Origin of the sequence: Halomonas sp. H10-9-1, from assembly GCF_040147005.1 — a bacterium.
GTDB lineage: Bacteria > Pseudomonadota > Gammaproteobacteria > Pseudomonadales > Halomonadaceae > Halomonas.
Genome location: NZ_JAMSHO010000001.1, coordinates 2,352,431 through 2,378,689, shown reverse-complemented (window position 1 = coordinate 2,378,689; position 26,259 = coordinate 2,352,431). Strand labels below are relative to the sequence as shown.

At 67.8% G+C, this 26,259-nt stretch carries 22 protein-coding genes; 20 read left to right on the top strand and 2 right to left on the bottom strand.

Features of this window, described 5'->3' with window-relative positions:
- The first annotated feature begins 12 nt into the window (after positions 1–12).
- From NFH66_RS10970 to NFH66_RS10950, 5 genes are all read left to right on the top strand, one after another.
- Entirely contained in the window at positions 13–342 is a 330-nt protein-coding gene (locus tag NFH66_RS10970; RefSeq protein WP_349610339.1) for a YbaB/EbfC family nucleoid-associated protein, read from the top strand.
- A gap of 150 nt (positions 343–492) precedes the next feature.
- Positions 493–1,098, top strand: a complete 606-nt coding sequence (recR, locus tag NFH66_RS10965; RefSeq protein WP_349610338.1) for a recombination mediator RecR — start codon at positions 493–495, stop codon at positions 1,096–1,098.
- A gap of 41 nt (positions 1,099–1,139) precedes the next feature.
- Complete coding sequence (gene rnd, locus NFH66_RS10960; RefSeq protein WP_349610337.1) at positions 1,140–2,267, top strand: ribonuclease D; 1,128 nt, start codon at positions 1,140–1,142, stop codon at positions 2,265–2,267.
- Complete coding sequence (locus NFH66_RS10955; protein ID WP_349610336.1) at positions 2,264–2,575, top strand: YcgL domain-containing protein; 312 nt, start codon at positions 2,264–2,266, stop codon at positions 2,573–2,575. The genes rnd and NFH66_RS10955 overlap by 4 nt, the downstream gene beginning before the upstream one ends.
- A 218-nt stretch (positions 2,576–2,793) precedes the next feature.
- A complete protein-coding gene (locus NFH66_RS10950) occupies positions 2,794–3,240 on the top strand; it encodes a YcgN family cysteine cluster protein (RefSeq protein ID WP_349610335.1) in 447 nt (148 codons plus the stop codon).
- Between the two features lie 138 nt (positions 3,241–3,378).
- Here the strand turns inward: NFH66_RS10950 and NFH66_RS10945 are convergent, their stop codons facing one another.
- A complete protein-coding gene (locus NFH66_RS10945) occupies positions 3,379–5,466 on the bottom strand; it encodes a S9 family peptidase (protein WP_349610334.1) in 2,088 nt (695 codons plus the stop codon).
- 45 nt (positions 5,467–5,511) lie between these two features.
- Here NFH66_RS10945 and NFH66_RS10940 point away from each other — a divergent pair, with 45 nt between their 5' ends.
- From NFH66_RS10940 to NFH66_RS10900, 9 genes are all read left to right on the top strand, one after another.
- The gene (locus NFH66_RS10940) at positions 5,512–5,940 is read left to right on the top strand and encodes a hypothetical protein (protein WP_349610333.1); all 429 of its coding nucleotides are present in this window, start codon (positions 5,512–5,514) and stop codon (positions 5,938–5,940) included.
- A 33-nt stretch (positions 5,941–5,973) separates the two neighbouring features.
- Positions 5,974–7,812 carry a VWA domain-containing protein gene (locus NFH66_RS10935; protein ID WP_349610332.1) on the top strand — a complete coding sequence of 613 codons (1,839 nt, stop codon included), beginning with the start codon at positions 5,974–5,976 and terminating at the stop codon, positions 7,810–7,812.
- Positions 7,805–8,608, top strand: coding sequence for a class II glutamine amidotransferase (locus NFH66_RS10930; RefSeq protein ID WP_349610330.1), 804 nt, complete (start codon positions 7,805–7,807; stop codon positions 8,606–8,608). The genes NFH66_RS10935 and NFH66_RS10930 overlap by 8 nt, the downstream gene beginning before the upstream one ends.
- A 129-nt stretch (positions 8,609–8,737) precedes the next feature.
- Positions 8,738–10,423 carry an AMP-binding protein gene (locus NFH66_RS10925; protein WP_349610329.1) on the top strand — a complete coding sequence of 562 codons (1,686 nt, stop codon included), beginning with the start codon at positions 8,738–8,740 and terminating at the stop codon, positions 10,421–10,423.
- A 442-nt stretch (positions 10,424–10,865) separates the two neighbouring features.
- Complete coding sequence (gene hrpA, locus NFH66_RS10920; RefSeq protein WP_502878649.1) at positions 10,866–14,891, top strand: ATP-dependent RNA helicase HrpA; 4,026 nt, start codon at positions 10,866–10,868, stop codon at positions 14,889–14,891.
- 41 nt (positions 14,892–14,932) lie between these two features.
- The gene (locus tag NFH66_RS10915) at positions 14,933–16,057 is read left to right on the top strand and encodes a beta-ketoacyl-ACP synthase III (protein ID WP_349610328.1); all 1,125 of its coding nucleotides are present in this window, start codon (positions 14,933–14,935) and stop codon (positions 16,055–16,057) included.
- Between the two features lie 37 nt (positions 16,058–16,094).
- Positions 16,095–16,874, top strand: coding sequence for an MlaA family lipoprotein (locus NFH66_RS10910; protein ID WP_349610327.1), 780 nt, complete (start codon positions 16,095–16,097; stop codon positions 16,872–16,874).
- A gap of 9 nt (positions 16,875–16,883) precedes the next feature.
- Complete coding sequence (locus tag NFH66_RS10905; RefSeq protein WP_349610326.1) at positions 16,884–18,044, top strand: PP2C family protein-serine/threonine phosphatase; 1,161 nt, start codon at positions 16,884–16,886, stop codon at positions 18,042–18,044.
- Entirely contained in the window at positions 18,031–18,540 is a 510-nt protein-coding gene (locus NFH66_RS10900) for an STAS domain-containing protein (protein WP_349610325.1), read from the top strand. Before NFH66_RS10905 ends, NFH66_RS10900 begins: the two co-directional genes overlap by 14 nt.
- 80 nt (positions 18,541–18,620) lie before the next feature.
- On the opposite strand, the gene tal is transcribed toward NFH66_RS10900, so the two are convergent.
- Entirely contained in the window at positions 18,621–19,559 is a 939-nt protein-coding gene (gene tal, locus NFH66_RS10895; protein ID WP_349610324.1) for a transaldolase, read from the bottom strand.
- Positions 19,560–19,694: 135 nt separating this feature from the next.
- Between tal and NFH66_RS10890 the strand changes: the two genes are divergently transcribed.
- From NFH66_RS10890 to pstB, 6 genes are all read left to right on the top strand, one after another.
- Positions 19,695–20,879 carry a Bcr/CflA family multidrug efflux MFS transporter gene (locus NFH66_RS10890; protein ID WP_349610323.1) on the top strand — a complete coding sequence of 395 codons (1,185 nt, stop codon included), beginning with the start codon at positions 19,695–19,697 and terminating at the stop codon, positions 20,877–20,879.
- Positions 20,872–21,606, top strand: a complete 735-nt coding sequence (locus NFH66_RS10885) for a sulfite exporter TauE/SafE family protein (protein WP_349611716.1) — start codon at positions 20,872–20,874, stop codon at positions 21,604–21,606. The genes NFH66_RS10890 and NFH66_RS10885 overlap by 8 nt, the downstream gene beginning before the upstream one ends.
- Before the next feature lie 201 nt (positions 21,607–21,807).
- Positions 21,808–22,833, top strand: coding sequence for a substrate-binding domain-containing protein (locus NFH66_RS10880; RefSeq protein WP_349610322.1), 1,026 nt, complete (start codon positions 21,808–21,810; stop codon positions 22,831–22,833).
- Between the two features lie 105 nt (positions 22,834–22,938).
- A complete protein-coding gene (pstC, locus tag NFH66_RS10875; RefSeq protein ID WP_349610321.1) occupies positions 22,939–24,195 on the top strand; it encodes a phosphate ABC transporter permease subunit PstC in 1,257 nt (418 codons plus the stop codon).
- 18 nt (positions 24,196–24,213) lie between these two features.
- Positions 24,214–25,380: a phosphate ABC transporter permease PstA gene (gene pstA, locus NFH66_RS10870; protein WP_349610320.1), complete on the top strand. Its 1,167-nt coding sequence runs from the start codon at positions 24,214–24,216 to the stop codon at positions 25,378–25,380.
- 33 nt (positions 25,381–25,413) lie between these two features.
- Positions 25,414–26,250, top strand: coding sequence for a phosphate ABC transporter ATP-binding protein PstB (pstB, locus tag NFH66_RS10865; RefSeq protein WP_349611714.1), 837 nt, complete (start codon positions 25,414–25,416; stop codon positions 26,248–26,250).
- Positions 26,251–26,259 lie beyond the last annotated feature (9 nt).

Sequence of the window (26,259 nt, the reverse complement as noted above, 5' to 3'; positions counted from 1 at the left end):
AGAGGACAGACCATGTTCAACAAGGGTGGAATGGGCAACATCATGAAGCAGGCCCAGGAGATGCAGGCGAAGATGCAGCGCGTCCAGGAGGAGGTCGCCCGGGCCGAGGTGCTGGGCGAGGCGGGTGCGGGCATGGTCAAGATCACCATGAACGGCCGTCACGATGTCAGCAAGGTGGACATCGATCCCAGCGTCATGGAAGAGGACAAGGAGTTGCTCGAGGACCTGCTGGCCGCCGCGGTGAACGATGCCGTCCGCAAGGTCGAGGCCAACTCCAAGGCCAAGATGGAAGAGGCGACCGCCGGCCTGAACTTGCCGCCCGGTTTCAAGATGCCGTTCTGACACGGCTGAATCGGCCTGTGCTCGATCATGCGGCGTTAAAACCCCTCTCGAGTGCTCATTGACTACCGTAAACTCCGCGCCCTCGAGGAATTTTGCCTTGCCTGATCTTCGCTCGTCGCGTTTCAGCTCGTGCCAGATGAGACTCCTTTTATGAGCTTTTCCCCTCTCGTCGAGAAGTTGATGGAATCGCTGCGGGTGCTGCCCGGCGTGGGGCCCAAGACCGCCCAGCGCATGGCCATGCACCTGCTCGAGCGCGACCGCGACGGTGGGCGGCGCCTGGCCACGGTGCTCGACGATGCGCTGGAGCGGGTCGGTTACTGCCGGCGTTGCCGCACCCTGACCGAGGAGGAGGTCTGCGCGCTGTGCGAGAGCGCGCGCCGCGACGACGCCCTGCTCTGCGTGGTGGAGTCGCCCGCCGACCAGCTCGCCATCGAGGAGGCCGGCGGCTATCGCGGTCGCTACTTCGTGCTCCACGGTCACCTCTCGCCCCTGGACGGTATCGGTCCCGAGGACCTGGGGCTCGACGCCCTGGAGTCGCGGGTGGCCGAGGAGGGCGTCGAGGAGGTGATACTCGCCACTAATCCCACGGTCGAGGGCGAGGCCACGGCCCATTATATCGCCGCCCAGCTCATGGCCCACGGCGTGCGCCTGTCGCGACTCGCCTATGGGGTGCCCATGGGCGGCGAGCTCGAGTATGTCGACGGCGGTACCCTGAGCCACGCCTTCAATGGCCGCCTGCCCTTCCAGGGCGATTGAGCCCGCCCTGACGTTCTTCTTTCACCACCACCGGATCCCCGATGCCCCTGACCCCCGAGATTCACTGGATCGATACCCCCGAGGCCCTGGACGCCGCCTGCGAGGCGGTGGCCGACGCAGACGTCATCGCCCTGGATACCGAGTTCTTCCGCGAGAATACCTTTTACCCGGTGCCGGCACTGATCCAGTTCTCCGCCGGAGGCCCGGCCTGGCTGGTCGACCCCCAGGCCGTGGCCTGCACCGATGCCTTCCGCCGCCTGCTGGCCCAGGGGCCGCTCAAGCTGCTGCATGCCGCCAGCGAGGACCTGGAGGTGTTCACGCGCTGGGCCGGGGTGACCCCATGCCCGCTGGTGGATACCCAGGCTGCCCAGGGCCTGCTCGGCGATAATCCTGCCATGGGCTACCAGAAGCTGGTGGAGCACTGGATCGGCGAGTGCCTTCCCAAGGACGAGACGCGTTCCGACTGGCTGGCGCGCCCGCTCTCCGAGACCCAGCGCCAGTATGCCGCCCTGGACGTGGCCTACCTGGTCCAGGTATGGGAGCGGCAGTGCCGCGAGCTCGAGCGCCTGGGGCGCCGCGAGTGGCTGGCCGCCGACGGTGCGGCGATGCTGGCCCAGGCCGAGCGTAGCGTCGAGGCCGATGGCCAGTGGTACCTGCGCCAGCGCCAGCTGTGGCGCCTGGCGCCACGCCAGATCGAGGCCTACCGACGGCTGACCACCTGGCGGGAGGGTGAGGCGCGTGCCCGCAACCTGCCGCGGGGCTGGCTCGTACACGACCGCGTGCTGTTCGCCATCGCCGAGGCGATGCCCGGGAATCGCCACGAGCTGGCGCGCATCGAGGACGTCAAGCCGAGCCTGGTCAAGCGTGACGGCGATACCCTGCTGGCCCTGGTGGCCGAGGCTCGTCACCTCGCTGAGGCCGAGCTGCCCCGCGAGCTGCCGTCGCCCATGGCGCCCGAGTTCAAGCGCGGCATCAAGGCGCTGAAGAGGGTGGTCAATGCCGAGGCCGAGGCGCTGGGGCTGGCTCCGGAGGTGCTGCTGCGTCGCCGCGACCTGGAAGCCCTGCTGACCGCCCACCTGGAGGGGCAGGCCCCGCCCCTGCCCCAGGGGTGGCGCGGCGAACGCCTGAACCCGGGCCTGAGCCAGGCCCTCGAGGAGCTGCCCCGATGAGTGATGACCGCATGTCCGGCAACCGCCTGCTGTGCCAGGTGTTCAAGAGCCCGCGCAAGGAGGGAATGTACCTCTATGTCGACAAGCGCGAGGGCGTGGAGCGGGTGCCCGCGCCGCTACTGGAGCGCTTCGGCAAGCCGCAGCCGGCCATGACCCTGATCCTTAGCCCCGAGAAGCGGCTGGGCTGTGCCCGCGCCGACGAGGTGATGCAGGCGATCCGCGACAAGGGGTTCTATCTGCAGATGCCGCCCGCCAAGGAGGAGTACCTGCTGGATCTTTACCGCACCCCCACCGAGGCGCGCTATTGATTGACCGCGCCCGATGCCGCGCGAAGCCCGCTTTATCGCGCCCGACGCTGCGGGAACCCCTCTTAACCCAGGGGCGCCGGGGGCAGGCCGAAGAGGAGGTCCTACGCCAGGGAAGGCGTCGGTAGCGTACAGGGAGGTATTCACAGCGCCTCCTCGCAGGCCTGTCACCGGGTCAGCCCCGAGATGCCTGCTCTTCAGCAGGATGACTGGAAGGTGCCATGCGAGAACGTTTCTGGGAGCAGTATCCCCTCGAGGAGCTCACCGCCGAGGAGTGGGAGGCGCTCTGTGACGGCTGCGGGCAGTGCTGCCTGCTCAAGTTCCAGGATGAGGAGACCGGCGAGCTGGCGGTGCTCAACCTGGCCTGCGAACTGCTGGACATTCACAGCTGCCGCTGCAGCGACTATCCCAATCGCCTGGCGCGGGTGCCGGAGTGCACCCGGCTGACGCCGGAGCGGGTAGGCGAGTTTCGCTGGCTGCCGCGTTCCTGCGCCTACCGTCGGGTCGCCGAGGGGCGCAAGCTGGCTGCCTGGCATCCACTGCTCAGCGGTGACCCCGAGCGGGTCCATCGCAAGGGCGTCAGCGTGCGCAGCTTTGCGGTCAGCAGCCGTGGGGTCCCCGAGGAGCACTACGAGGACCATATCATTGCGGTGATACCCATTGATTGAATCGTTTCGGTTCGAGGCTGATCCGGGGGTAGGCCTGCGAGGAGGCGCTGTAAATACCTCCCTGTACGCTACCGACGCCTTCCCTGGCGTAGGACCTCCTCTTCGGCCTATCCCCCGGCGCCTCTAACCAGTGCCATGCTAGTTGTCGAGGTGCACCATTCCCAGCGCCCAGAGGATGAAGGCGTCCTGGCGGGCGCCATCGTGCCATGCCTTGAAGCGCCCCGAGGCACCGCCGTGGCCGGCGGCCATGTCGGTGCGCAGCAGTATCGGCCCGCGTGCACTGCCCAGCTCGGTGAGCCGAGCATAGAGCTTGGCCGGTTCCCAGTAGGGTACCCGGGTGTCATGCCAGCTGCCTTGCAGGAACAGCGTGGGGTAGGGGGCCGCGGCGAGGTTGTCCAGCGGCGAGTAGGCGCCGATGCGCCGCCGCGCATCGGGGTCTTCGGGGTTGCCCCATTCGGTGTATTCGGCGGTGGTCAGTGGCAGGTCGGGGTTCTCCATGGTGCGCAGGACGTCCACGAAGGGCACGTCGAGTACCGCCGCACAGAAGGCTTCCGGCGCCAGGTTGAGACTGGCGCCGACCAGCAGGCCACCGGCACTGGCGCCGTAGGCTGCGATGCGCTCGCCGGCGCTGATGCCGTGATCCACCAGGGCGTCACGCGCCGCCAGGAAGTCGCGGAAGCTGTTGGCCTTGTGCTCCAGCTTGCCGGCCAGGTACCAGGGTTCGCCGCGGTCGCCGCCACCGCGCACATGGGCCACGGCGAAGGCGACGCCGCGGGAGAGCAGTTCCAGCCGGGCCACCGAGAACCAGGGGTCGAGCACCTCGCCGTAGGCGCCATACCCGTAGAGCAGGGTCGGCAGCGGGTGGCCGGCCAGGTCGGCGCGCATCACCACCGAAACGGGGATGCGCTCGCCGTCGTGGGAGGTTGCCCAGAGCCGCTCGCAACGTAGTTGCTCGGGCAGGAGATCGCCGTGGATCGGCTGCTGCTTGAGCAGGCGGCGCGCTCCGCTGTCCAGGTCGTGCTCGATCCAGCTGACCGGCAAGACGAAGGACTCCTCGCGCAGGCGCAGCCGGCGGCTGTCGAAGTGGGGCTCGTCGCCCAACGCCAGGCTGCAGGGGGTCTCTGGAAGTGGCAGGCGTTCGTCCCGGGTGATGGCGTGGTCGGGGTCGAACTCCATGACCCTCAGGTGCACCTGGGCCTCGTCATGGTCGCGTTCGGTGATCACCACCCCCCAATCGAAGGCGTCGACCCCCTCCAGGGTGTGGTTGTCGCGGTGGGCGACCAACGGTTGCCAGGCGTCGGCATCGGCGGCGGCATCGAGGTGCGACTCCGCCAGCCGGTCGAGCCGGAAATGGGCCGCGCCGCGATTGTGCAGCAGGTAGAAGTGGCCGGGGCGATGGTCCAGGGCGAGCTCCACGCCGCGCTCCCGGGGGCGAAAGCAGCGCGGCGGCGTGGCCGGGGCCCGCGCCGGTATCAGGTGGCACTCGCTGGTGTCCTTGGAGGCGCTCTCCAGCACCAGCCACTCCCGGGAGCGGGTCTTGCCCAGGCCCAGCCAGAACTCGGGATCCTCCTCGCGCAACACCAGCACGGGCTCGGTGGCCTCGCCAGCGGAGAGCCCCAGCCGCCACACGCTCTCGGGGCGCTGGGTGGCGTCATAGCGGGTGAACAGCAGGGTGACATTGTCCTCGGCCCAGCTGAGTTCGGCGCCGATGCCCTCCAGCAGGCGCACCGGTTCGCCGTCCGGGAGCCGGGCCAGGAAGAGGTCGAACAGCTCGTCGCCGCTGGTATCCTCGGTCCAGGCCAGCCAGCGCTCGTCGGGCGACAGGGCCATGTCGCCGAGCTCGAGGAAGTCATGGGCCGCGGCGCGGGCCTCGAGGTCGAGGAAGGGGGCGGCACGATCGGGCTTGCCGTTGGGGTGGCGCCACCATACCGGATAGTCGGCCTTGGCGGCGGTCTCGCTCCAGTAGGTGTAATGATCCAGCGGCGAGCGCAGGCCATGCACGGCAAGTTCGCGACGCGCCAGGTGGCCGTGGTAGAGGCGCTCGACCAGCGTCTCCAGCGGCGCAAACCAGGCATCGCATTCGCCGTTGGCAGCCTCCAGGAAAGCGGCGACCTCCGGCTCCTCGCGCGCCTCCAGCCAGTGCCACTCGGCGTCGTCCGGGCGCCGGAAGCGGGCAACCGGGGAAGAAAGAGGGCGGTCGGGGTGCTGTGGCGGCTGTGCTTTCATGGCGCGGGATGTACCATACTCGGATGAGAGAAAAGTGAGGTGGCAATGCCTATTACCGAATCGATGAGCCTACTATGGTTGAGCTACGGCGTCTTGTCGCTGGTGGTGTTGCTGACCGGCTACCTGGGCCTGGCCTTCCTGCCGCGACTGCTGCGGCTTCCGGTCACCTGGCTGGTCGCGGGGGTGATGTGGATGCCGGCGCGCTTCCGCTTGCCGCTGCTCGAGGAGGGCGATGTCTACACCGGTCTGGCGCCGGCGGTGGTCGTGGCGACAGTGGCCTTCCTCGAGCGCAATACCGAGGCGCTGATGCCGGCCCTGGCCCTGACGCTGCTGGGCGCGGGGCTGGGGGCTGTCTTCGGACTGCTGCTGTGGTGGCTCGGCAGGCGGCGTGACGGGGCGCAAGTCAGGCAGGAGCCCGAGGATGATGCCGACGATCGGCGTGGTGCCGAGCGCCGGGAGCCGGTGATCGGCTAGTTCGACCAGGGGTGATTGAATAAGGAGGCCAGGATGGCCAGCAGAGCCCGGGGCTTGGCAGGACGACGCATCGACGGCTGGCTGGTGCTGATCTGGCTGTGCGTGATGCCGGCGCATGGTGCATTGGCCCAGGCGGTGGAGGGGCACCCCGAGGTTCGGGTGATCATCGACGTCTCGGGCAGCATGCGCGCCAATGACCCGGACCGGCTCAGTGCCAGTGCCCTGGAGTTGCTGGTATCGCTGCTTCCCGAGGGAACCGCGGCCGGTGTCTGGACCTTCGGCGAGACGGTGGCCAACCCCCTCGCGGCGGGCGAGGTGGATGCCGGCTGGCGTGCCCGGGCCCGGGCGCTGCGTCCCGCCCTGGTGGGCGCGCAGCCCTATACCGATATCGAGGCCGCGGTGCGCCGCGCAGCGGCCGCCGAGGCCGACGGCTGGCGTCATCTGGTACTGCTTACCGACGGGGTGATCGACCTGCCGCCGTCCCGCGGCGCCAAGCCCGAGGTGGATGACGCCTCGCGTCGTCGACTGCTCGATGAGCTGGCGCCGCGTCTGGCCGACGAGGGGGTGGTCGTGCATGCCATCGCCTTCTCCGACCAGGCCGACATGGCGCTGGTCGAGTCGCTCTCCCGCATGACCGGGGGCCTGCCGGCCCTGGTGGCCTCTCCCGAGAGCCTGCTGGGTGCCTTCCTGGATATCGTCGAACGCATCTTCCCCGCCGACCGCACTCCCCTGGAGAGCGGACGCTTTCGCATCGAGCCGGGCATCGAGTCCTTCTCGGCGCTGCTCTTCCACGCCCCCGACGCCGAACCGCTGGTGCTGGTGGCCCCGGACGGCAGGGAGTATCGCGCGGCCACGCCACCCCCGGATGGGCGCTGGCAGGTGGCGCCGCGCTTCGACCTGCTGTGGGTGCCCGAGCCACTGCCCGGCGAGTGGCATGTGCAGGGCGAGATCACCGGCCAGAGCCGAATCGGGGTTGCCTCGGCGCTCGCCCTGCGCACCGGTACCCTGCCGGCCACCGCCTTCCTGGGCTTCCCGCTGCCGGTGGAGGCGTGGCTGGCGCGCAACGGCCTGCCCTTCGCCGGCGACGGCCTCGAGGGGCTCGCGCTGCGCGCCGAGCTGATCGCCGATGACGGCGAGGTGCAGTCGGCGACGCCACTGGCGCTTGATGGCGAACGCTTCCGTGGCGTGTTGCCCGCGCCCGCGCTGCCTGGCACCGCGCGCCTGGTGATCAGCGCCGAGGCCGCGGGCCTGGTGCGCCAGCGTGTCCAGGCCATCAACCTGCTGGCCCCGCTGCTGGCCAGCCACGAGCCCGAGGCGCGGCGCGTGGTGCTGGAGGCGCGTCACCCGGAGCTGGGGCACGCCAATACCCGGCCCTGGGCGGAACTCGCCGGCCAGCGCCTTGCCGTCGAACCGCTGGATGAGCGGCGCTGGTCGATCGCCCTGCCCGAACTGGACGACAGCGTCAGTCGTCCGCTGCTGCTGGGTGCCGAGGTGCGGCTGGGGCAGGGGACTCACGCCCTGCGCCTGCCGCGCCTGATGCTGTTCGCCGAGTCCACCACCGGCCTCGACCTGGCCACCGCGAACGGCGAGCTCTCCGCCGAGCGTTTCCATCAGGACCTCAGTCCCGGGCGCGGCGCCGACGAGGCGCCCGATGGTGCCGTGGAGCGCATCGTCGCTACCCTCAATGAACTGGTTGCGGCCGGCATCGAACGCTGGCGCACGAACTGGCTGCCGCGCCTCGTGGCACTGACCGCTCGGCCGCTGGCCTGGGCCGTGGCCGGAGGCCTGCTGCTGGTGGCACTACTGCTGCTTATGCTGCGTGGTCGTCGCCAGCAGCGACGCCGCGCCCATCGGGAGGACCCCCATGTGTGAACTGCTGGGCATGAGTGCCAACGTGCCGACCGACATCTGCTTCAGCTTTACCGGTTTCCTGCACCGCGGCGGGGGCACCGGGCCGCATCGCGACGGCTGGGGCATCGCCTTCTACGAGGAGGGGGGGTATCGTGACTTCCGCGACCCGCACCCCTCGGTGCGCTCGCCCATCGCCCGGCTGATCTGCGACTACCCGATCAAGTCGCATATCGTGATCAGCCATATTCGCCAGGCCAACGTCGGCCAGATTCGCCTGGCCAATACTCACCCCTTCGTGCGCGAGATGTGGGGTCAGCCCTGGTGCTATGCCCACAATGGCCAGCTCGCCGGCTGGCAATCGCTGCCGCTGACCTTCTACCGGCCGGTGGGTGATACCGACAGCGAGCACGCCTTCTGCTGGCTGCTGGGCGAGCTGCGGCGACGCTTTCCAGAGCGTCCGGAAAGTGCCGAGCAGCGCCAGGGACTGTGGCGACTGCTGCACCAGCTGTGCGAGCGGCTGCGCGGCCTGGGCGTGTTCAACCTGCTGCTCGCCGACGGCGACTACCTCTACACCTTCTGCTCGACGAAGCTGGCCCATATCACCCGCCGTGCCCCCTTCGGCAAGGCGAGCCTGTCGGACGCGGAACTGACGGTCAATTTCGCCGAGCACACCACCATCAAGGACGTTGTCTCGGTGATCGCCACCGAACCGTTGACCGACAACGAGGACTGGGAGCGCATGGCGCCCGGTGAGCTGCTGGTCTGGTGCGATGGCATGATCCAGGCGCGTTTCGGCCGTCGCGAGGGGGTGGCATAGTCGCTGCCGAAGACATTGAAACGACGGTTTCAATCAATCGTTTTGCAGTGCGCCAGGCGGGGTAGTAAGGTAGTCCCGGGACAACAACAAGCGTCGATGGCGCATCGGCGATAATTGCGGAGAGACGTCATGAGTGAACATGCCCACGCCCCCATTCTCGAAGGCCCCGAGCTTGACGGCATGGGGACCTACCGGTCGGTCACCGATGTCTTCCATGCCGCGGTAGACAAGTATGCCGACAAGCCGGCCTTCAGCTGCATGGGGCAGACGTTGAGCTTCGCCGATCTGGATCGCCTCTCCCGGGACTTCGCCGCCTGGCTGCAGCATGAGACCACCCTGCAGCCGGGCGATCGCATCGCCATCCAGTTGCCCAACGTGCTGCAGTTTCCGGTCGCGGTGTTCGGTGCCATGCGTGCCGGGCTGGTGGTGGTCAACACTAACCCGCTCTACACCGAGCGGGAGATGGCCCACCAGTTCAAGGACGCCGGTGCCAAGGCGATCGTGATCCTCGCCAACATGGCCGACAAGCTCGAGAGGATCCTCGAGAGTACCGACATCCAGCATGTGGTGGTGACCGAGTTGGCCGACCTGCATGCCTTTCCCAGGCGGCCGCTGATCAACCTGGTGGTCAAGCATGTCAAGAAGTTGGTGCCGGCCTTCCGGCTCCCTGGTCACACGCCGCTGCGCCGGGCCCTGAAGGAGGGCGCCGCGCACCGGCACCACGACGTGGAGCGCGCTTCCGACGACATCGCCGCGCTGCAGTATACCGGCGGCACCACAGGGCTTGCCAAGGGCACCATGCTCACCCATCGCAACCTGGTGGCGAACATGCTCCAGGCCGGCCAGGCCATCGGCCGTGGTCTTGATCATGGCCATGAGGTGGTGATCGCGCCGCTGCCCGTCTACCACATCTACACCTTCACGGTGAACTGCCTGTTCCTGATGGAGACCGGCAGCCATTCGCTGCTGATCACCAATCCCCGCGACCTGTCGGGCTTCGTCAAGGAGCTGCGCAAGGTGCCCTTCACCGCCTTTATCGGCCTCAATACCCTGTTCAACGCGCTGTGCCACCGCGAGGACTTCCGTTCCCTGGACTTTTCCAGGCTGCACCTGACCATCTCCGGGGGCATGGCGCTGACCAAGCCGGTGGCCGAGCGCTGGAAGCAGGTCACCGGTTGCGATATCGCCGAGGGCTACGGGCTCACCGAGACGTCACCGGTGGTCAGCTTCAATCCGGTGGACGCCATCCGGCTGGGTACCATCGGCAAGCCGGTGGCCGGCACCCGGGTCAAGGTAGTGGATGCCGACGGCAACGACCTGGCCTTCGGCGAGGCGGGCGAGCTCTGTGTCCAGGGGCCCCAGGTGATGAAGGGCTACTGGAACCGCGACGACGAGACCGCCCAGGTGATCGATGCGTGGGGCTGGTTTCACACCGGCGACATCGCGGTGTTGGAAGAGGATGGCTATATCCGCATTGTCGACCGCAAGAAGGACATGATCCTGGTCTCGGGTTTCAACGTCTATCCCAACGAGATCGAGGATGTGGTGGCCCGGCACCCCGACGTGCTCGAGTCGGCGGCGGTCGGCATCCCCGATGCGGTCAGCGGCGAGGCGATCAAGCTGTTCGTGGTGCCCCGCGGCAGCGCCGAGATCGACCCCGAGGCGCTGCGCGCCTGGTGCAAGAAGGAGCTCACCGGCTACAAGGTGCCGCGCACCGTCGAGGTGCGTGACGAGCTGCCCAAGACCAATGTGGGCAAGGTCCTGCGCCGCCAGCTGCGCGACGAGGAGCGGGAGAAGGCGAGCGAAGCGAAGTAGGCAGCGCGCTGCCCAAGACGCTCATGTGTTCAGCAAGGTCCTGCGCCGCCAGCTGCGCGACGAGGAGCGGGAGAAGGCGAGCGAAGCGAAGTAGGCAGCTTGTTGCCCAAGACGCTCATGTGTTCAGCAAGGTCCTGCGCCGCCAGCTGCGTGACGAGGAACGGGAGAAGGCCGACACGGGTAGCGATAGCGAAAGGCGCCGGGGATAGGCCGGAGAGGGGGTCCGAGGACCAGGGATGGCCGAGGTAGCGTACAAGGAGGTATTCACAGCGCCCCCTCGAAGGCCTGTCGCCGGGAAAGCCTTGAGCGGTGTGGGCATTTGCGATCGCCATAGTGAGGCACACCCATCGATTGGCCGCGGCCATGGCCGCGGCGTTACAATGACACGCCCGCACCGGAGCCCCCGGCGCGGGCGTTGTCGTCAGCCCTTACCGGAGTCGCCGTGTCCGACGAGACCCACGCCGCCACCCCTCAACGCCTGTCCGATGCCGACCGCCTGCGCCAGCTGCGCCGCGGGCTCGGCGATGTGCTGCTGCGCGATCGCCCGACCCTGGAGAAGCGCCTCAAGGGGCTCGCGCGCCGCTTGCAGGCTGGCAAGCCGGTGGACCGCGGCCTGGCCGAGGTCGCGAAGTCCATGGCTCGTTCGGCCGGCCTGGTGGCACGCCGCACGGCGCGGCCGGTGGCGCTCAACTATCCGCCCGAACTGCCGGTGGTGGAGCGCCGTGAGGATATTCTGGCGGCGCTGCGCGACCACCAGGTGGTGGTGGTGGCCGGCGAGACCGGCTCCGGCAAGACCACCCAGCTGCCCAAGCTCTGCCTGGAGCTGGGCTTGGGGCGTCGCGGACTGATTGGCCACACCCAGCCGCGGCGCCTGGCGGCACGCTCGGTGGCCACGCGCTTGGCCGAGGAGCTCGAGACGCCGCTGGGTGAGCAGGTGGGCTACCAGGTGCGCTTCACCGACCAGAGCGGCGATGACACCCTGGTCAAGCTGATGACCGACGGCATACTGCTCGCCGAGACCCGTCACGACCCGGACCTCACCCGCTACGAGGCGATCATCATCGATGAGGCCCACGAGCGCAGCCTCAATATCGACTTCCTGCTCGGCTACCTGCGGCGCCTGCTGTCGCGCCGGCCCGACCTCAAGGTGATCATCACCTCGGCGACCATCGACGTGGAGCGCTTCGCCGCGCACTTCGCGCTGCCCGGGCCCGCGGGAGAGGCGAGACCGGCCCCGGTGGTGGAGGTCTCCGGGCGCACCTATCCGGTAGAGGTGCACTACCGCCCGTTGGTGCGCGACGCCGATGACGAGGAGGACCGCACCCTGCAGGAGGGGATCCTGCATGCCGTGGCGGAGATCGAGCGGATCGAGCGCGAGAAGGGCTGGCGGCATGGCCCGCGGGATGTGCTGGTGTTCCTGCCAGGCGAGCGCGAGATCCGCGAGACCGCCGATACGTTGCGCCGAGCCGAGCTGCGCGGCACCGAGATCCTGCCGCTCTATGCGCGGCTGTCCAATGCCGAGCAGAATCGCGTCTTCGCACCCCACGCCGGGCGGCGCATCGTGCTCTCCACCAACGTCGCCGAGACCTCGCTCACCGTGCCGGGCATCCGCTACGTGATCGACCCCGGCCTGGTGCGCATCAGCCGCTACAGCTATCGCTCCAAGATCCAACGCCTGCCGGTGGAGCCCATCAGCCAGGCCAGCGCCAACCAGCGCAAGGGCCGCTGTGGGCGGGTCGCCGAGGGCGTCTGCATTCGCCTGTATGACGAGGAGGACTTCCTCGCCCGTCCCGAGTTCACCGACCCCGAGATCCGGCGCACCAACCTGGCCTCGGTGATCCTCTCCATGCTGTCACTCAAGCTCGGCAGCATCGAGGACTTCCCCTTCGTCGACCCGCCGGACTCGCGCTTCGTCACCGACGGCTTCAAGCTGCTGTTCGAACTGGGTGCGGTGGATCAGGCCCAGCACCTGACTGCCGTCGGGCGTAAGCTGGCCCACCTGCCCATCGACCCGCGCCTGGCGCGCATGGTGCTGGCCGGCGCCGAGCAGGGCGGGCTGCGCGAGGTGCTGATCGTGGTGGCGGGGCTGGCGGTACAGGATCCCCGCGAGCGACCGGCGGAGAAGCGCCAGGCCGCCGACCAGGCCCATCGCCGCTGGCAGGATCCCGAATCCGACTTCATGGCGTTGCTCAACCTGTGGCAGGGCTTCGAGGCGGCCCGCGAGGAGCTCTCCGGCAACCGGCTCCGGCGCTGGTGCAAGGAGCGCTATATCAACTACCTGCGCATGCGCGAGTGGCACGACACCTTCCGCCAGCTGCGCCAGCTGCTGCGTGACATGCAGGTCGACGTGCCCCCGCCGGTGCCCCTTCCCGTGGGCGAGGATGGCGAGCCGACGGAGGCCGCCCGCGAGGCGCGCCGCCAGAGTGGCGTGGCGCTGCATCGGGCACTGTTGCCGGGGCTGCTCTCGCACCTTGGCCTGCTGACCGAGAATCGCGAGTACCTGGGGGCACGCAACCGCAAGTTCGTCATTCATCCGGGCTCGGGGCTGGTCAAGAAGTCTCCCAAGTGGCTGATGGCCTTCGAGCTGGTGGAGACCTCCCGGCTCTTCGCACGCAGCGTGGCCAGGATCGATCCGCGCTGGATCGAGCCGCTGGCCGGCCACCTGGTCAAGCGCAGCTACGCCGAGCCCCACTGGGAGATGACGCGTGCCCAGGTGGTGGCCACCGAACAGGTCACCCTGTTCGGCCTGCCCATCGTCTCGGGCCGACGCGTGCACTACGGCCCCATCGCGCCGGCGGAGGCCCGCGAGCTCTTCATCCGCCGCGCCCTGGTGGAGGGCGAGTTCCGCACGCGCGGCGAGTTCTTCGCCCACAACCGGGCGTTGATCGAGGAGGTCGAGGACCTCGAGGATCGCGCCCGCAAGCGTGACATCCTGGTGGACGAGGAGACTCTCTACGCCTTCTACGACGAGCGACTCCCTGCCGAGATCCACAACGGCAAGTGCTTCGAGGCGTGGCGCAAGCGCGCCGAGGCCGAGGATCCCGCCATCCTCAAGTTCGACCGCGCCGCCCTGCTGGCTCGGGAGGCCAGCGAGGTGACCGAGGCGGACTACCCCGACGCCATGACGCTCAACGGGGTGTGCTATCCGCTTGGCTATCACTTCGAGCCCGGCGCGGTGGACGACGGCGTGACCCTCACCGTGCCGGCGGCGATGCTGCCCCAGCTGCCACTGGCCCGCCTGGAGTGGCTGGTGCCGGGCCTGCTGCGCGAGAAGTGCATCGCCCTGATGAAGTCGTTGCCCAAGGCGATTCGCCGCCAGGTGGTGCCGATCCCCGACTGGGTCGACGCCGCGCTGGAGGCGATGACCCCGGACGACATCCCGCTCACCGAGGCGCTGGGGGAGTTCCTGCGCCGCCGCACCGGGGTCCGTGTGCAGCCCGATGACTGGCGCCTGGATCACCTCGAGCCGCACCTGGTGATGAACCTGCGTGTGGTCGATCACGTCGGGGAGCCGCTGGGGCAGGGTCGCGATGCCCGGGAGCTGGAGCGGCGCTTCGAGGCCGCCGCGGGGGAGGGCGCTCGCGCCCTGGCGCGGGAGGCTAGCGCCGCCGCCGACCTGGTAGGGCTGCCCGAGGCGGCGCTGCCGGAGTCCCGTGTGACCACCCAGGCGGGCATCCGGGTCGAGGCCTTCCCGGCGCTGGTGCCCCACGGTGAGGCCTTCCGGGTGGAGCTCTTCGACCATCCCGCGAAGGCGCACCAAGCCCACCGCGATGGCGTGGTGGCCCTGGCGATGCGCGAGCTGCCCCAGGTCGGGCGTGAGATCGAGCGCCTCAAGGGCGTGGAGACCTGCGCGCTGCTGTTCGCCAAGGTGGGCAGCAGGCGTCAGCTCGCCGACGACCTGGTGCGCGCCGTGTTTGCCCGAGTGGTGGCGGTGGATCCGCTGCCGCGCTCCGCGGGTGAGCTCGAGGCGCGCCTGGCCCAGGGGCAGGAGGCACTGCTGCCCGAAGCGCACCGCCTGCTGGGCATCCTCGAGGAGGCTCTCAAGGGGCACCTGGCCGTGACCAAGGCGCTGAAGGGCAATCTCAACCTGGCCCTGGCGTTGGTCTACGCTGACCTCAAGGCGCAGATGACCCGCCTGGTGCATCCCGGCTTCATCGGTGAGGCGGGGGAGTGGCTGGAGGCGTATCCGCGCTACATGGAGGCGGCGCTGATCCGGCTGGAGAAGGCGCCGCGGGAGCGCCACCGCGACCAGATGCAGATGCAGGAGGTCCAGGCATTCGAGGCGCGTCTCGAGGCGCGCCTTGCCAGCGAGCGGCGCGGCGGCGTGGTGCCGCCCGAGCTTGCCGAGTTCCGCTGGTGGATCGAGGAGCTGCGGGTCTCGCTCTTCGCCCAGCAGCTGGGCACGACCTTCCCGGTCTCCGCCAAGCGCCTCGAGAAGCGCTGGGCACAGATCACCGGGCGCGGCTAGCGCCCGACCATGGCGGCGTAGGCCGCGGCAAGGAGAGATGCATGACGCAAGTGGTGATCACCGGCACGGGACTCTTCACGCCGGCGCAGAGCATCGACAACGACGCCCTGGTGGCGTCCTTCAACGCCTGGGTGGACGCCGAGAACGCGCGCCACGCCGAGGCGATCGCCGCCGGGGAGCGTGAGCCCCTGGCGTCCTCCAGCAGCGAGTTCATCGTCAAGGCCTCCGGCATCCACAGTCGCCATGTGCTGGATGCCGAGGGCATCCTCGACCCCGAGCGGATGCGTCCGCGACTGCGCGAGCGCGGCAACGACGAGCCCTCGATCCAGTGCGAGATGGGCCTGGACGCCGCCCGCCAGGCGCTGGGCGCGGCGGGCGTGGCGGGGGCCGACATCGACCTGGTGATCGTCGGCTGCTCCAACCTGGAGCGCCCCTACCCGGCGCTGGCGGTGGAGCTGCAGGCCGCCCTGGGCGCCGGCGGCTACGCCTTCGACATGAACGTGGCCTGCAGCTCGGCCACCTTCGCCATCGAGACCGCGGCCAACGCCATCCGCGCCGGCAGCGCCAGTCGCGCCCTGGTGGTCAATCCCGAGATCTGCTCGGCACACCTCAACTTCCGCGACCGCGACAGCCACTTTATCTTCGGCGACGCCTGCACCGCCATCGTGCTGGAACGCGCTGACCTGGCCACTGCCGAAGTACGCTTCGCGATCCTCGGCACCCGACTGGTGACGCGCTTCTCCAATGCCATTCGCAACAACGCCGGCTTCCTCAACCGGGTCACCGATGCCGACCCGCTGGCCGTGGACAAGCTGTTCGTGCAGGAGGGCAGGCGGGTGTTCAAGGAGGTCTGCCCCATGGTGGCGGCGCTGATCGGCGAGCACCTGGCGAGCCTCGGCCTCGCCGGCGACGACCTGGCGCGGCTCTGGTTGCACCAGGCCAACCGCCACATGAACGACATGATCGCGCGGCGCGTGCTGGGCCGTGATCCCGAGCCGCACGAGGCGCCGGTGATCCTCGACCGCTACGCCAATACCAGCTCGGCAGGCTCCATCATCGCCTTCCACCTGCACCGCGACGACCTCGCCGCCGGCGATACCGGGGTGATCTGCTCCTTCGGTGCCGGCTACAGCGCGGGCAGCGTGGTGGTGCGCCGCAGCCAATGACGGCATGATCGATCCGAACAACCGTAGAGAGACCACGATGAGCGATGACAAGGCACAGGGACGGCGCGACGGGCGCGCCCTGCTGGGAGTTGCGGCCGCCGCGCTGCTGGCCGGCTGCGCGAGCGCTGGCGGGGGCGATCGGGAACCGCACCCCGAGGACCCCTGGGAGGGCTTCAACCGCAAGGTGTTCGCCTTCAACGATGTGCTCGACCGCTACGCCCTGCAGCCGGTGGCGCGGGGCTACCGCTTCATTACGCCGGATCCGCTGGAGACCGGGGTGGGCAACTTCTTCTCCAACCTGGGCGAGCCGCGCACCGTCCTCAACAGCCTGCTGCAGGGCAAGGTGCGCAACGCCAGCATCGCCACATCGCGCTTCCTGATCAACACCACGGTCGGGGTCGGCGGACTCTGGGACGTGGCCAGCCGCATGGAGATCACCGGCCAGGAGGAGGATTTCGGCCAGACGCTGGCCGCCTGGGGATGGGAGGAGTCCCGTTACCTGGTGCTGCCGCTGCTGGGACCGAGTACCCTGCGCGATACCGGTGGCCTGCCCGTGGACATGTACAGCTACCCGACGACCTACATCGACGATGACGAGACCAGCCTGGCGCTGACGGCACTGCGTATCGTGGATAAGCGCGCGGGGCTGCTCGACCAGGAGGCACTGATCCAGGGCGATCGCTACAGCTTCATCCGCGACGCCTGGATGCAACAGCGCGGCTTCGAGGTCAGCGACGGCGAACTGGGGGATGATCCCTTCGCCAGCGATGAGTTCGACTTCGATGGCGCCGACTTCGACGACGCTTTCGCCGACTGAGGCCTGACCATGGACCGTCCCAAGCAACTGATCGGCGTGATTGACGAGCCGGGGCCGGCCCGCGATGCGCTGGCCGAGACCATCGCCCGGGACGGCCTGGCGGTGGTGGCGGTGAGCCATGCCGAGGAGTTGCCGAGCGGCGTCGACCTGGCCGTGGCCCATGTCAGGGCGGTACCCGCTAGCGACTGGCCAGGGCTCTGCGAGCGCCTGCCGACCCTGGTGGTGAGCGATACCCGCGACGCCCCCGACCTGCTCTCGGCGGTGGATGCGGGGCTGGTGGACTATATCGTCGAGCCCTGCCGGCACGGCCAGCTGCTCCGCCGCATGATCCGCAAGGTGATCCGCCTGCGTGCCCTGGAGGAGGCGCGCCGCGGGGACCAGACGCGCCTGGAGGAGCTCAACGAGACCCTGGAGACCCACCTGGCGATGCTGCGCCTCGACCAGCAGGCCGGCGGTCAGATCCAGCGCAAGATGCTGCCCCCGCGGCCCCAGACCCTGGGCGGGGTGACCTGCGATTACTGGTTCGCCCCCTACCTCTATCTGTCGGGGGACTTCCTCGACTTCCATCTGCTCGACGAGCGCTTCCTGCTATTCTATTTCGCAGATGTCTCGGGCCACGGGGCGTCCTCGGCCTTCGTCACGGTGCTGCTCAAGTACCTGGCGAATCGTTGGCAGACCGAGTGGGATGGTGCGCAACCCGAGGCGCTGCCGGCCCGCTGGCTGTCGGATCTCAACCGTGAGCTGCTGGATACTGGCATCGGCAAGCACGCCACCCTATTCGTGGGTATCATTGACCTGAAGCGTCGCTATCTGCACTATTCGCTGGGCGCGCAGCTGCCCATGCCCCTGCTGGTGGTGGATGGCGAGGTGACCCCACTGACCGGCGAAGGCATGCCGGTGGGGCTTTTTCCGGGCGCCGAGTACCCGACACTGGGCTGCTCGCTACCCGAGAACTTCCACCTATGGCTGTGTTCGGATGGAGTATTGGAGTGCCTGCCGGGCGATACGCTCGACTCGCGGCTCAGGGAACTAGAGCAGCAGATCCAGGCCAGCGCGACGCTGGCGGAGCTGCGGGCCAACCTGGCCCTTGACCTCACGTCGGGCGATGAAGCGTTGCCCGACGACCTGACGATCATGTTGTTGAGCGGATTTGGCCATGCTGATTCATGAAGGACGCGTCAAGGCGGCATTCGATGCCGGCGTATTCGTCCTCAAGCTGTGCGGCGACGTGCGGCTTACCCTCTGCGCCACCCTGGACCGCCAGGCCCAGCAGCTGGCAAAGACACCCGGTCTCGAGACGCTGATCATCGACCTGCGTGACGCCACCAATGTGGACTCCACCGCCTTGGGCTTCCTGGCCAAGGTGGCCATGGCCGTGCAGGGGCGCCTCGCCGAGCGGCCCACCATCGTTGCCGATAATCCCGATGTCCAGCGCATGCTGGAGGTGATGGGCTTCGCGCGCTACTTCACCATGGTGGAGTCACCCATCACCGAGACCTGCGAGCTCTGCGACCTGCCCGAGATTCCCACCGATGTCGCCGAGACCCGGCGGCGCATCCTCGAGGCGCATCGCATCCTGATGCGCATGAACGAGCATAATCGTGAGGAGTTCCAGCCCCTCGTCGAGATGCTCGAGGCCCAGGAGGAGGGCTCCCCCCACCAGTGACGCTCCCGATGGCAGAGGCTTTGAATTGGCCTCCTACTGGGCGGCATCACGTCAAGGTGCCATGAACCTGATGTTCTGGTTCAGCCCCGGCGCAGCTCGCCCAGCAGGCTCTCCAGCTTGCGCTGGTCGGCCATGAACTTGCGAATCCCTTCGGCCAGCTTCTCGGTGGCCATGGCGTCCTCGTTGAGCGCCCAGCGGAATTCCGCCTCGTCCAGCGGCTCGGGAGGGCGGGTCTCCGCGTCCTGGGGGATCAGCCGTCGCTCGAGGGGGCCGCGGGTCTCGGCGAGCTCCGCGAGCAGGGCAGGGGCGATGGTCAGCCGGTCGCAGCCGGCGAGGGCCTTGATCTCGCCGCTGTTGCGGAAGCTGGCTCCCATCACGATGGTCTGGTAACCGTGGCCCTTGTAGTGCTCGTAGATGCGCTTCACCGAGCGTACGCCCGGGTCGTTGTCGCCGCTGAAGTCGGCCTCGGGCTGCTGGGCCCTGTTCCAGTCAAGGATGCGCCCCACGAAGGGCGAGATCAGGGTGACCCCGGCATCGGCGCAGGCTTGGGCCTGGGTGAAGCTGAACAGCAGGGTGAGATTGGTGTGAATGCCCTCGCGCTCCAGCCGATGGGCGGCGCGAATGCCTTCCCAGGTGGCGGCGACCTTGATCAGGATGCGTTCGGGCCCCACGCCATGGCGGGCGTAGCGCTCGATCAGCGAGTGGGCCCGTGACAGGGTGGCATCGGTATCGAAGGAGAGCCGGGCGCTCACCTCCGTGGAGACATAGCCCGGCACCAAGGAGCTGATCTCGCTGCCGATCTCCACCGCCACCGCGTCCAGGGCATCGTCGCGATCGGTCGCCGAGCGGGCGATCTCGGCCAGGCGGTGACGGCGCGCCTCCTGCTGGGCCGCCTGCAGGATCAGCGAGGGGTTGGTGGTGGCATCGGTGGGCTGGAAGCGGCGAATGGCATCGATGTCGCCGGTGTCGGCGACCACCGTGGTCATTTCCTTGAGTTGGGTCAGCAGATCGTCGGCCATGATGGGCTCCTCCGTGAATCGGCTTCCCACTCTAGCAAGCTCGCCGGGAGGCGAACAGCTCCCGGCAGGCGAGCGGATATTCGGCTATTCTTTGCAGCCTATCAAAGTCATTCACCCGTTTCTCGAGGAGTCGTCTTGACGCTCTCTGCCCGCCGTCTGGCGCTATTGGTCGCGGCCAATACCGCGCTCGCCCCCTTCGCCATCGATGCCTACCTGCCGGCCATGGCCGCCCTGGCGGAGGACGTGGGCGCCAGCATCCACCGTACCGAGCTGTCGCTCTCGGCCTTCCTGGCCGGGTTCGCCCTGGGCCAACTGGTGTTCGGCCCCGTCTCCGATCGGGTCGGCCGCAGGCCGGTTCTGCTGGGCGGGCTGGTGGTCTTTCTGCTGGCCAGCCTTGCGATCACCAGCGTGGGCTCGCTGGGGGAGCTGTTGGGTTGGCGCTTCGTGCAGGCACTGGGTGGTGGTGCCACGGTGGTCAACTCGGCGGCCATCGTGCGCGACTGCTTCAAGGGCAGCGAGGCCGCCAAGGTGATGTCGACCATGGCCATCATCATGCTGATGGCGCCGCTGGTGGCGCCGGTGGTTGGCAGTGGGCTGCTCTATCTCGCCGACTGGTGGCTGATCTTCGTGTTTCTGGCGGTCTATGCCGGTTTCCTGATGTGGCTGCTGGGTACCAAGTTGCCGGAGACTCGGCCCCTCGGAGATTCCGCGGCCACCCCGGCCGCGGTGCTGGCCAACTACTTGAGCGTGCTGCGAGACCGTCAGGCCATGGGCTTCATCGCCGCCGCCTCGATGTCGTTCGCCGGGCTGTTCGCCTTCGTTACCGCCTCGCCCTTTCTCTACCTGGAGCACTTCGGCCTGACGCCATCGCTCTATCCGCTGGTGTTCGGCGTGAATGTGGTGGTCATGGTGGCCGCCAATCGTCTCAATATCCGCCTGCTGAGATGGCGAACGCCCCTTCAGAATCTGCGCCTGGGGCTGGGGATCCAACTGAGCGCCGGCCTTGGGCTGACCTTCATGGTGGTCAGTGGACTGGAGTCGCTGTACACCATGGTGCCGATGATCATGCTGTTCGCCGGCACCATCGGGCTGGTGGCGCCCAACGCCATCACCTCCCTGCTCGACCGCTTCCCGCACATGAGCGCCACCGCGGCGGCCCTGCAGGGCAGTATCCAGTTCTCCTGCGGCGCCCTGGCCGGAGTCATGGTCGGCGCCTTCGAGATCGACAGCGCCTGGCCCATGGTGGGCACCATGCTGGGTGCCACGCTGCTGGCCAACCTGGCGATCCGCGTGCTCCCTGGCCGTGTCGGCGATGCTTGAGGGGCTGCTGGCCTGGGCCGACATGAGCCCCGGGGTCTGGCTGGGCTGTACCGCGGTGCTGGCGCTGGGCGCCTTCGTGCAGCGTGCCACCGGCTTCGGCCTGGCGGTGGTGGGGGCACCGCCGCTGCTGATGCTGGAGCCGCGGCTGGTGCCGGTGGTGCTGGTGCTGTTCGGTTTCACCGTGGCGCTGACCACCCTGCGCCACTACTGGCGCGAGGTGCGCCTGGCAGAGGTCGGCATGGCCCTGATCGGGCGGATTCCCGGCAACGCCCTGGGGCTGTGGCTGCTGCTCGTTGCCCCCATGGCGGTGCTGGAAACGCTGATCGCCGGCAGCGTGCTGTTCGCGGTGGCGGTGACCCTGTTCCGCTTCCGCCTGCCGGTCAATCGCCTCACCCTGCTCGGAGCGGGCATTCTCTCGGGGATCCTGGGCACCGTGGCCGCGCTGAGTGGGCCGCCCATGGTGCTGTTGCTGCACGGCTTCTCGCCCGATCGTCTGCGCGGCACCCTCTCGGCCTTCTTCGTCGTCACGGCACTGATGACGCTGCTGACCCTGGCGCCGGCGGGGCTGATCCAAGCCTGGCATTTCGGCATGGCGCTGAGCTTCGCTCCCGGGGTGCTGGCCGGCAGCTGGCTGGCCGGCCGTGTCGCTCACCGCCTCGACCGGCGCCTGTTGCAGGGGGCGTCGCTGGCGCTCTGTGCCCTGGCGGCGCTGGCGCTGCTGCTGTGACGGGCGGCCCGTTGCCGCGATTTTCTCGTCACCGCGACCCGCAATGTCACAGAGTTGTCATCTGCCTGCGGCAAGGTGTGGCCTGCAGCGGGGGCGGCCTGCCCCAGCGAGCATGATGGCGATGTCATAAAGCTGTCATCTGGCTGGGGCAAGGTGGTCACCCGAGAAGGTTGAACACCGTTCCCATCAGGAGATCGCTCCATGACTCGCATCCTCAAGAGCCACGCTTTCAAGACCACGGCCATCGCCGCCGCCGTTATGGGCGTGGCCACAATGGCCCACGCTCGTGACCAGATCCGCATCGTCGGTTCCAGCACCGTCTACCCGTTCGCCAGCTATGTGACCGAGGAGTTCGGTGCGGTGAGCGAGTACCCGACTCCCGTGATCGAGTCCACCGGTTCCGGCGGCGGCATTCGCCTATTCTGCAATGGCGTGGGCGAGGGCACTCCGGACATCTCCAACGCTTCCCGTCGCATCAAGGCCTCCGAGGTCGAGCGCTGCGAAGAGAACGGCGTGACCGACGTCACCGAGGTCAAGATCGGCTCCGACGGCATCGTCTTCGCCCAGTCCAGCGAGAACGAAGGCGTCGACCTGACCCTCGAGCAGCTGTTCCTGGCCGTGGCCGCCAAGGTGCCGGTCGACGGCGAGCTGGTCGATAACCCCTACACCAACTGGAGCGAGATCGACGCCTCCCTGCCGGATCGCGAGATCTCCGTCTATGGGCCGCCCAGCACTTCCGGCACCCGTGACGCCTTCGAGGAGCTGGTGATGGAAGCCGCCTCCGAGGAGATGGAAGTCTACGGTGGCGAGGCCTATACCGAGGTGCGCTCCGACGGTGCCTATATCGACGCCGGCGAGAACGACAACCTGATCGTTCAGCGCCTCTCCGAGGACACCGATGCCTTCGGCATCTTCGGCTACTCCTTCCTGGTCGAGAACCCCGATACCCTGATCGCCTCCAGCATCGACGGTGTCGCGGCCGAGTCCGAGTCGATCAGTTCTGGCGACTATCCGATCGCTCGTTCGCTGTGGTTCTACGTGAAGAACCAGCACGCTGAAGAAGTTCCGCCGCTGTATGAGTATGTCGACATGTTCGTCTCCGAGACCATGATCGGCGAGGGGGGTTACCTGGGTGACCTGGGCCTGATCCCGCTGCCGGAAGCCGAGCGCGAGCAGACCCGCCAGAAGGTCGCTGACCGTGCCAAGCTGCAGGTCTCCGACCTGTAAGGATGAGAATGGGCATGGATGCCTGAACCGGCCGGCAGCCATCGGCTGCCGGCCGTCTCACGTTGCGACAGGCATGCTGTCACCGTCATTCACCGAGAGAGACCTATGCAGACCAACCAACTCCTCGCCATGTTCAGCGGCGTCCTGCTGCTACTGGGTCTGATAGCCTTCTTCCTGGGTCGTGCCAAGGCCGCGCGAGTGCGCGCCAACGGCACGGCCATGTATGCCCAGCCCGACCAGTACGCCTGGTTCGCTGTACTGGCCACTGCCGGCCCGGCAATCACCGTGGGGGCCGTCGGGGCCTTCCTGATGCTGCTGCTGGGCGCCGAGATCCCGACTACCTATCTGCTGGCCGGCAGCCTGGTGATCGCCGCGCTCGGCCTGCTGGTCGGGATGCGCCAGGTGAAGCCCGACTTTCACGCCCGCCAAGCCATCGAGCGGGTGATTCGCTGGGTGCTGATCGGCGCGGCAATGATCTCGATCTTTACCACCTTCGGCATCCTCTTCTCGATCATCTTCGAGGCGCTGCGCTTCTTCAAGATGCATAGCTTCTGGGACTTCATCACCGGCACGGTGTGGAATCCGGGAGCCAGCTTCCTGGCCGCCGCCGGGCGCGCCGAAGCGGGTGCGACTGGCGCTCAGTTCGGTTCCGTGCCACTGTTTGCCGGTACCTTCATGATCACCGCCATCGCCATGCTGGTGGCGATTCCCGTGGGCCTGCTCTCGGCCATCTACATGGCGGAGTTTGCCCCCCAGCGAGTGCGCACCCTGGCCAAGCCGACCCTCGAGGTGCTGGCCGGCATTCCCACCGTGGTCTACGGCTTCTTCGCCGCCATCACGGTGGCGCCGGTCATCGTCGACGTGGCTGGCTTCTTCGGCATCGATGCCGCCTACAACAACGCCGTGGCGCCGGGGGTGGTGATGGGCATCATGATCATTCCCTTCATCTCCTCGCTCTCCGACGACGTGATCAACTCGGTGCCCGACAGCATGCGCCAGGGCTCGCTGGCGCTGGGCATGACCAAGGGCGAGACCATCCGTGACGTGGTCATTCCGGCGGCGCTGCCGGGGATCATCTCCGCCTCGCTGCTGGCGGTCTCGCGGGCGCTGGGCGAGACCATGATCGTGGTGATGGCCGCGGGCATGCGGCCCAACCTCACCGCCAACCCCTTCGAGGACATGACCACGGTGACGGTGCGCATCGTGGCGGCGCTGACCGGGGACCTGGAGTTCGAGAGCGCCGAGACACTCTCCGCCTTCGCCCTGGGCCTGGTGCTCTTCGCCGTCACCCTGAGCCTGAACCTGGTCTCGGTGCTGATGATCCGTCGCTTCCGCGAGAAGTACCGCGTCAACAACCTGTAACACCGAGGAATCGCCGAGATGAGTCAAACCTTCGACGACATCAGCGCCCAGCTGAAGCGCCGCCATCGTCGCTCCGCGCGGCTGAAGTGGATCTCCATGGGGGCATTGGGCCTGGCCGGTCTGTTCCTGGTGCTGTTCTTCGCCGACATGCTGGTCAAGGGCCTGCCGGCCTTCCAGCAGGCGCAGATCCAGGTGGAGATCGACTACAACGAGGACGCCCAGCGGATGGGGCGCGCCGCCCTGGATCCGGACGAGTCGCGCTTGGTGAGCCGTACCTTCGAACGCCAGATACCGGTGGCGTTGCGCGAGAACCCCGAGTTGCTGGGCACCACCGAGACCCGCTGGGTACTCGCCGACAGTGAGGTCGACCAGTACCTGAAAGGGCATCGGAACAAGTTGAGCGATGAGCAACGGGCCACCGTCGATGCCCTGGTGGAACAGGGGCGCGTGGAGCTCAAGTTCAATACCAACTTCTTCACCACCGGCGACTCCAAGATGCCGGAAGCCTCGGGGATTCTCTCGGCCGTGATGGGAACGGTGATGACCATGCTGGTGACCCTGGCTATCTCCTTCCCCATCGGGGTGATGACAGCGGTCTATCTGGAGGAGTTTGCTCCTGACAATCGCCTGACCCAGCTGATCGAGATCAATATCAACAACCTGGCGGCGATTCCTTCGATCCTGTTCGGCCTGCTGGGGCTGGCGATCTTCATCAATTTCTTCGGGGTGCCCCGCTCCACGCCGCTGGTCGGTGGCATGACCCTGGCGCTGATGACCCTGCCGGTGATCATCATCGCCACCCGTACCGCACTGCGTAGCGTACCGGACTCCATCCGCCACGCCGCCTTCGGGGTGGGCTGCTCGCGCTGGCAGGTGGTGCGCGACCACGTGCTGCCGCTGGCCATGCCCGGCATCATGACCGGCTCCATTATCGGTCTGGCTCAGGCCATGGGGGAGACGGCGCCGCTGATCATCGTCGGTATGGTGGCCTTCATACCGGATGTGGGAGCGTCTTTCACCGAGGCGGCCACCGTGCTGCCGGCACAGATCTTTACCTGGGCGGGCGAGCCGGAGAAGGCGTTTGTCGAGAAGACCGCCGGGGGCATCCTGGTGCTGCTGACCATCCTGATCTTCCTGAACGCGACCGCCGTCATCCTGCGCAAGAAATTCGAGCGTCGCTGGTAAGCCCGGCACGCCACAGAGGAATCCGCTATGAACATGCAAGCCGCTCCCCGTCAGACTATCGGTGCCGCGCCCGAGGTGGGCCAGCCCCATACCCGCAACGAGTCGGCGTGCCACGACCTGAGCATCCGCGTGCGCGACCTCAACCTCTGGTACGGCGAGAGCCAGGCCCTCAAGGGGCTCAACATCGACCTGTTCCAGAAGAATGTCACCGCGCTGATCGGCCCATCAGGCTGTGGCAAGTCGACCTTCCTGCGTTGCCTCAACCGCATGAATGACCTGATCCCCAGCGTGCGTATCGAGGGGCTGGTGGAGATGGATGGTCGTGACGTCAACCAGGTGAAGATGGACGAGGTGGCCCTGCGCCGCCGGGTGGGCATGGTGTTCCAGAAGCCCAACCCCTTCCCCAAGTCGATCTACGAGAACATCGCCTATGCCCCGCGCATGCACGATCTGGTGAGCCGCAAGCCCGAGCAGGACGAGCTGGTGGAGAAGGCGCTGCGTGACGCTGGCCTGTGGGAGGAGGTCAAGGACAAGCTGCACCAGCCCGGTACCTCGCTCTCCGGCGGCCAGCAGCAGCGCCTGTGCATCGCCCGAGCCATCGCCGTGCAGCCCGACGTGATCCTGATGGACGAGCCGACCTCGGCGCTGGACCCGATCTCCACCGCCACCATCGAGGACCTGATGGACCGCCTCAAGGAGCAGTTCACCATCATCACCGTGACCCACAACATGCAGCAGGCCGCGCGAGTGGCGGACTACACCGCCTTCTTCCACCTGGGCGAGATCGTCGAGTACAACGATACCAAGACGATGTTCGCCAACCCGGCCACCAAGAAGGCCGAGGACTACATCACCGGCCGTTACGGCTGATCGCAGGTC

Bases quoted from the DNA above. Each gene is read 5' to 3' on its own strand.
- NFH66_RS10970 (WP_349610339.1), top strand. From the start codon at position 13: ATGTTCAACAAGGGTGGAATGGGCAACATCATGAAGCAGGCCCAGGAG.
- recR (WP_349610338.1), top strand. From the start codon at position 493: ATGAGCTTTTCCCCTCTCGTCGAGAAGTTGATGGAATCGCTGCGGGTG.
- rnd (WP_349610337.1), top strand. From the start codon at position 1,140: ATGCCCCTGACCCCCGAGATTCACTGGATCGATACCCCCGAGGCCCTG.
- NFH66_RS10955 (WP_349610336.1), top strand. From the start codon at position 2,264: ATGAGTGATGACCGCATGTCCGGCAACCGCCTGCTGTGCCAGGTGTTC.
- NFH66_RS10950 (WP_349610335.1), top strand. From the start codon at position 2,794: ATGCGAGAACGTTTCTGGGAGCAGTATCCCCTCGAGGAGCTCACCGCC.
- NFH66_RS10945 (WP_349610334.1), bottom strand. From the start codon at position 5,466: ATGAAAGCACAGCCGCCACAGCACCCCGACCGCCCTCTTTCTTCCCCG.
- NFH66_RS10940 (WP_349610333.1), top strand. From the start codon at position 5,512: ATGCCTATTACCGAATCGATGAGCCTACTATGGTTGAGCTACGGCGTC.
- NFH66_RS10935 (WP_349610332.1), top strand. From the start codon at position 5,974: ATGGCCAGCAGAGCCCGGGGCTTGGCAGGACGACGCATCGACGGCTGG.
- NFH66_RS10930 (WP_349610330.1), top strand. From the start codon at position 7,805: ATGTGTGAACTGCTGGGCATGAGTGCCAACGTGCCGACCGACATCTGC.
- NFH66_RS10925 (WP_349610329.1), top strand. From the start codon at position 8,738: ATGAGTGAACATGCCCACGCCCCCATTCTCGAAGGCCCCGAGCTTGAC.
- NFH66_RS10915 (WP_349610328.1), top strand. From the start codon at position 14,933: ATGACGCAAGTGGTGATCACCGGCACGGGACTCTTCACGCCGGCGCAG.
- NFH66_RS10910 (WP_349610327.1), top strand. From the start codon at position 16,095: ATGAGCGATGACAAGGCACAGGGACGGCGCGACGGGCGCGCCCTGCTG.
- NFH66_RS10905 (WP_349610326.1), top strand. From the start codon at position 16,884: ATGGACCGTCCCAAGCAACTGATCGGCGTGATTGACGAGCCGGGGCCG.
- NFH66_RS10900 (WP_349610325.1), top strand. From the start codon at position 18,031: ATGCTGATTCATGAAGGACGCGTCAAGGCGGCATTCGATGCCGGCGTA.
- tal (WP_349610324.1), bottom strand. From the start codon at position 19,559: ATGGCCGACGATCTGCTGACCCAACTCAAGGAAATGACCACGGTGGTC.
- NFH66_RS10885 (WP_349611716.1), top strand. From the start codon at position 20,872: ATGCTTGAGGGGCTGCTGGCCTGGGCCGACATGAGCCCCGGGGTCTGG.
- NFH66_RS10880 (WP_349610322.1), top strand. From the start codon at position 21,808: ATGACTCGCATCCTCAAGAGCCACGCTTTCAAGACCACGGCCATCGCC.
- pstC (WP_349610321.1), top strand. From the start codon at position 22,939: ATGCAGACCAACCAACTCCTCGCCATGTTCAGCGGCGTCCTGCTGCTA.
- pstA (WP_349610320.1), top strand. From the start codon at position 24,214: ATGAGTCAAACCTTCGACGACATCAGCGCCCAGCTGAAGCGCCGCCAT.
- pstB (WP_349611714.1), top strand. From the start codon at position 25,414: ATGCAAGCCGCTCCCCGTCAGACTATCGGTGCCGCGCCCGAGGTGGGC.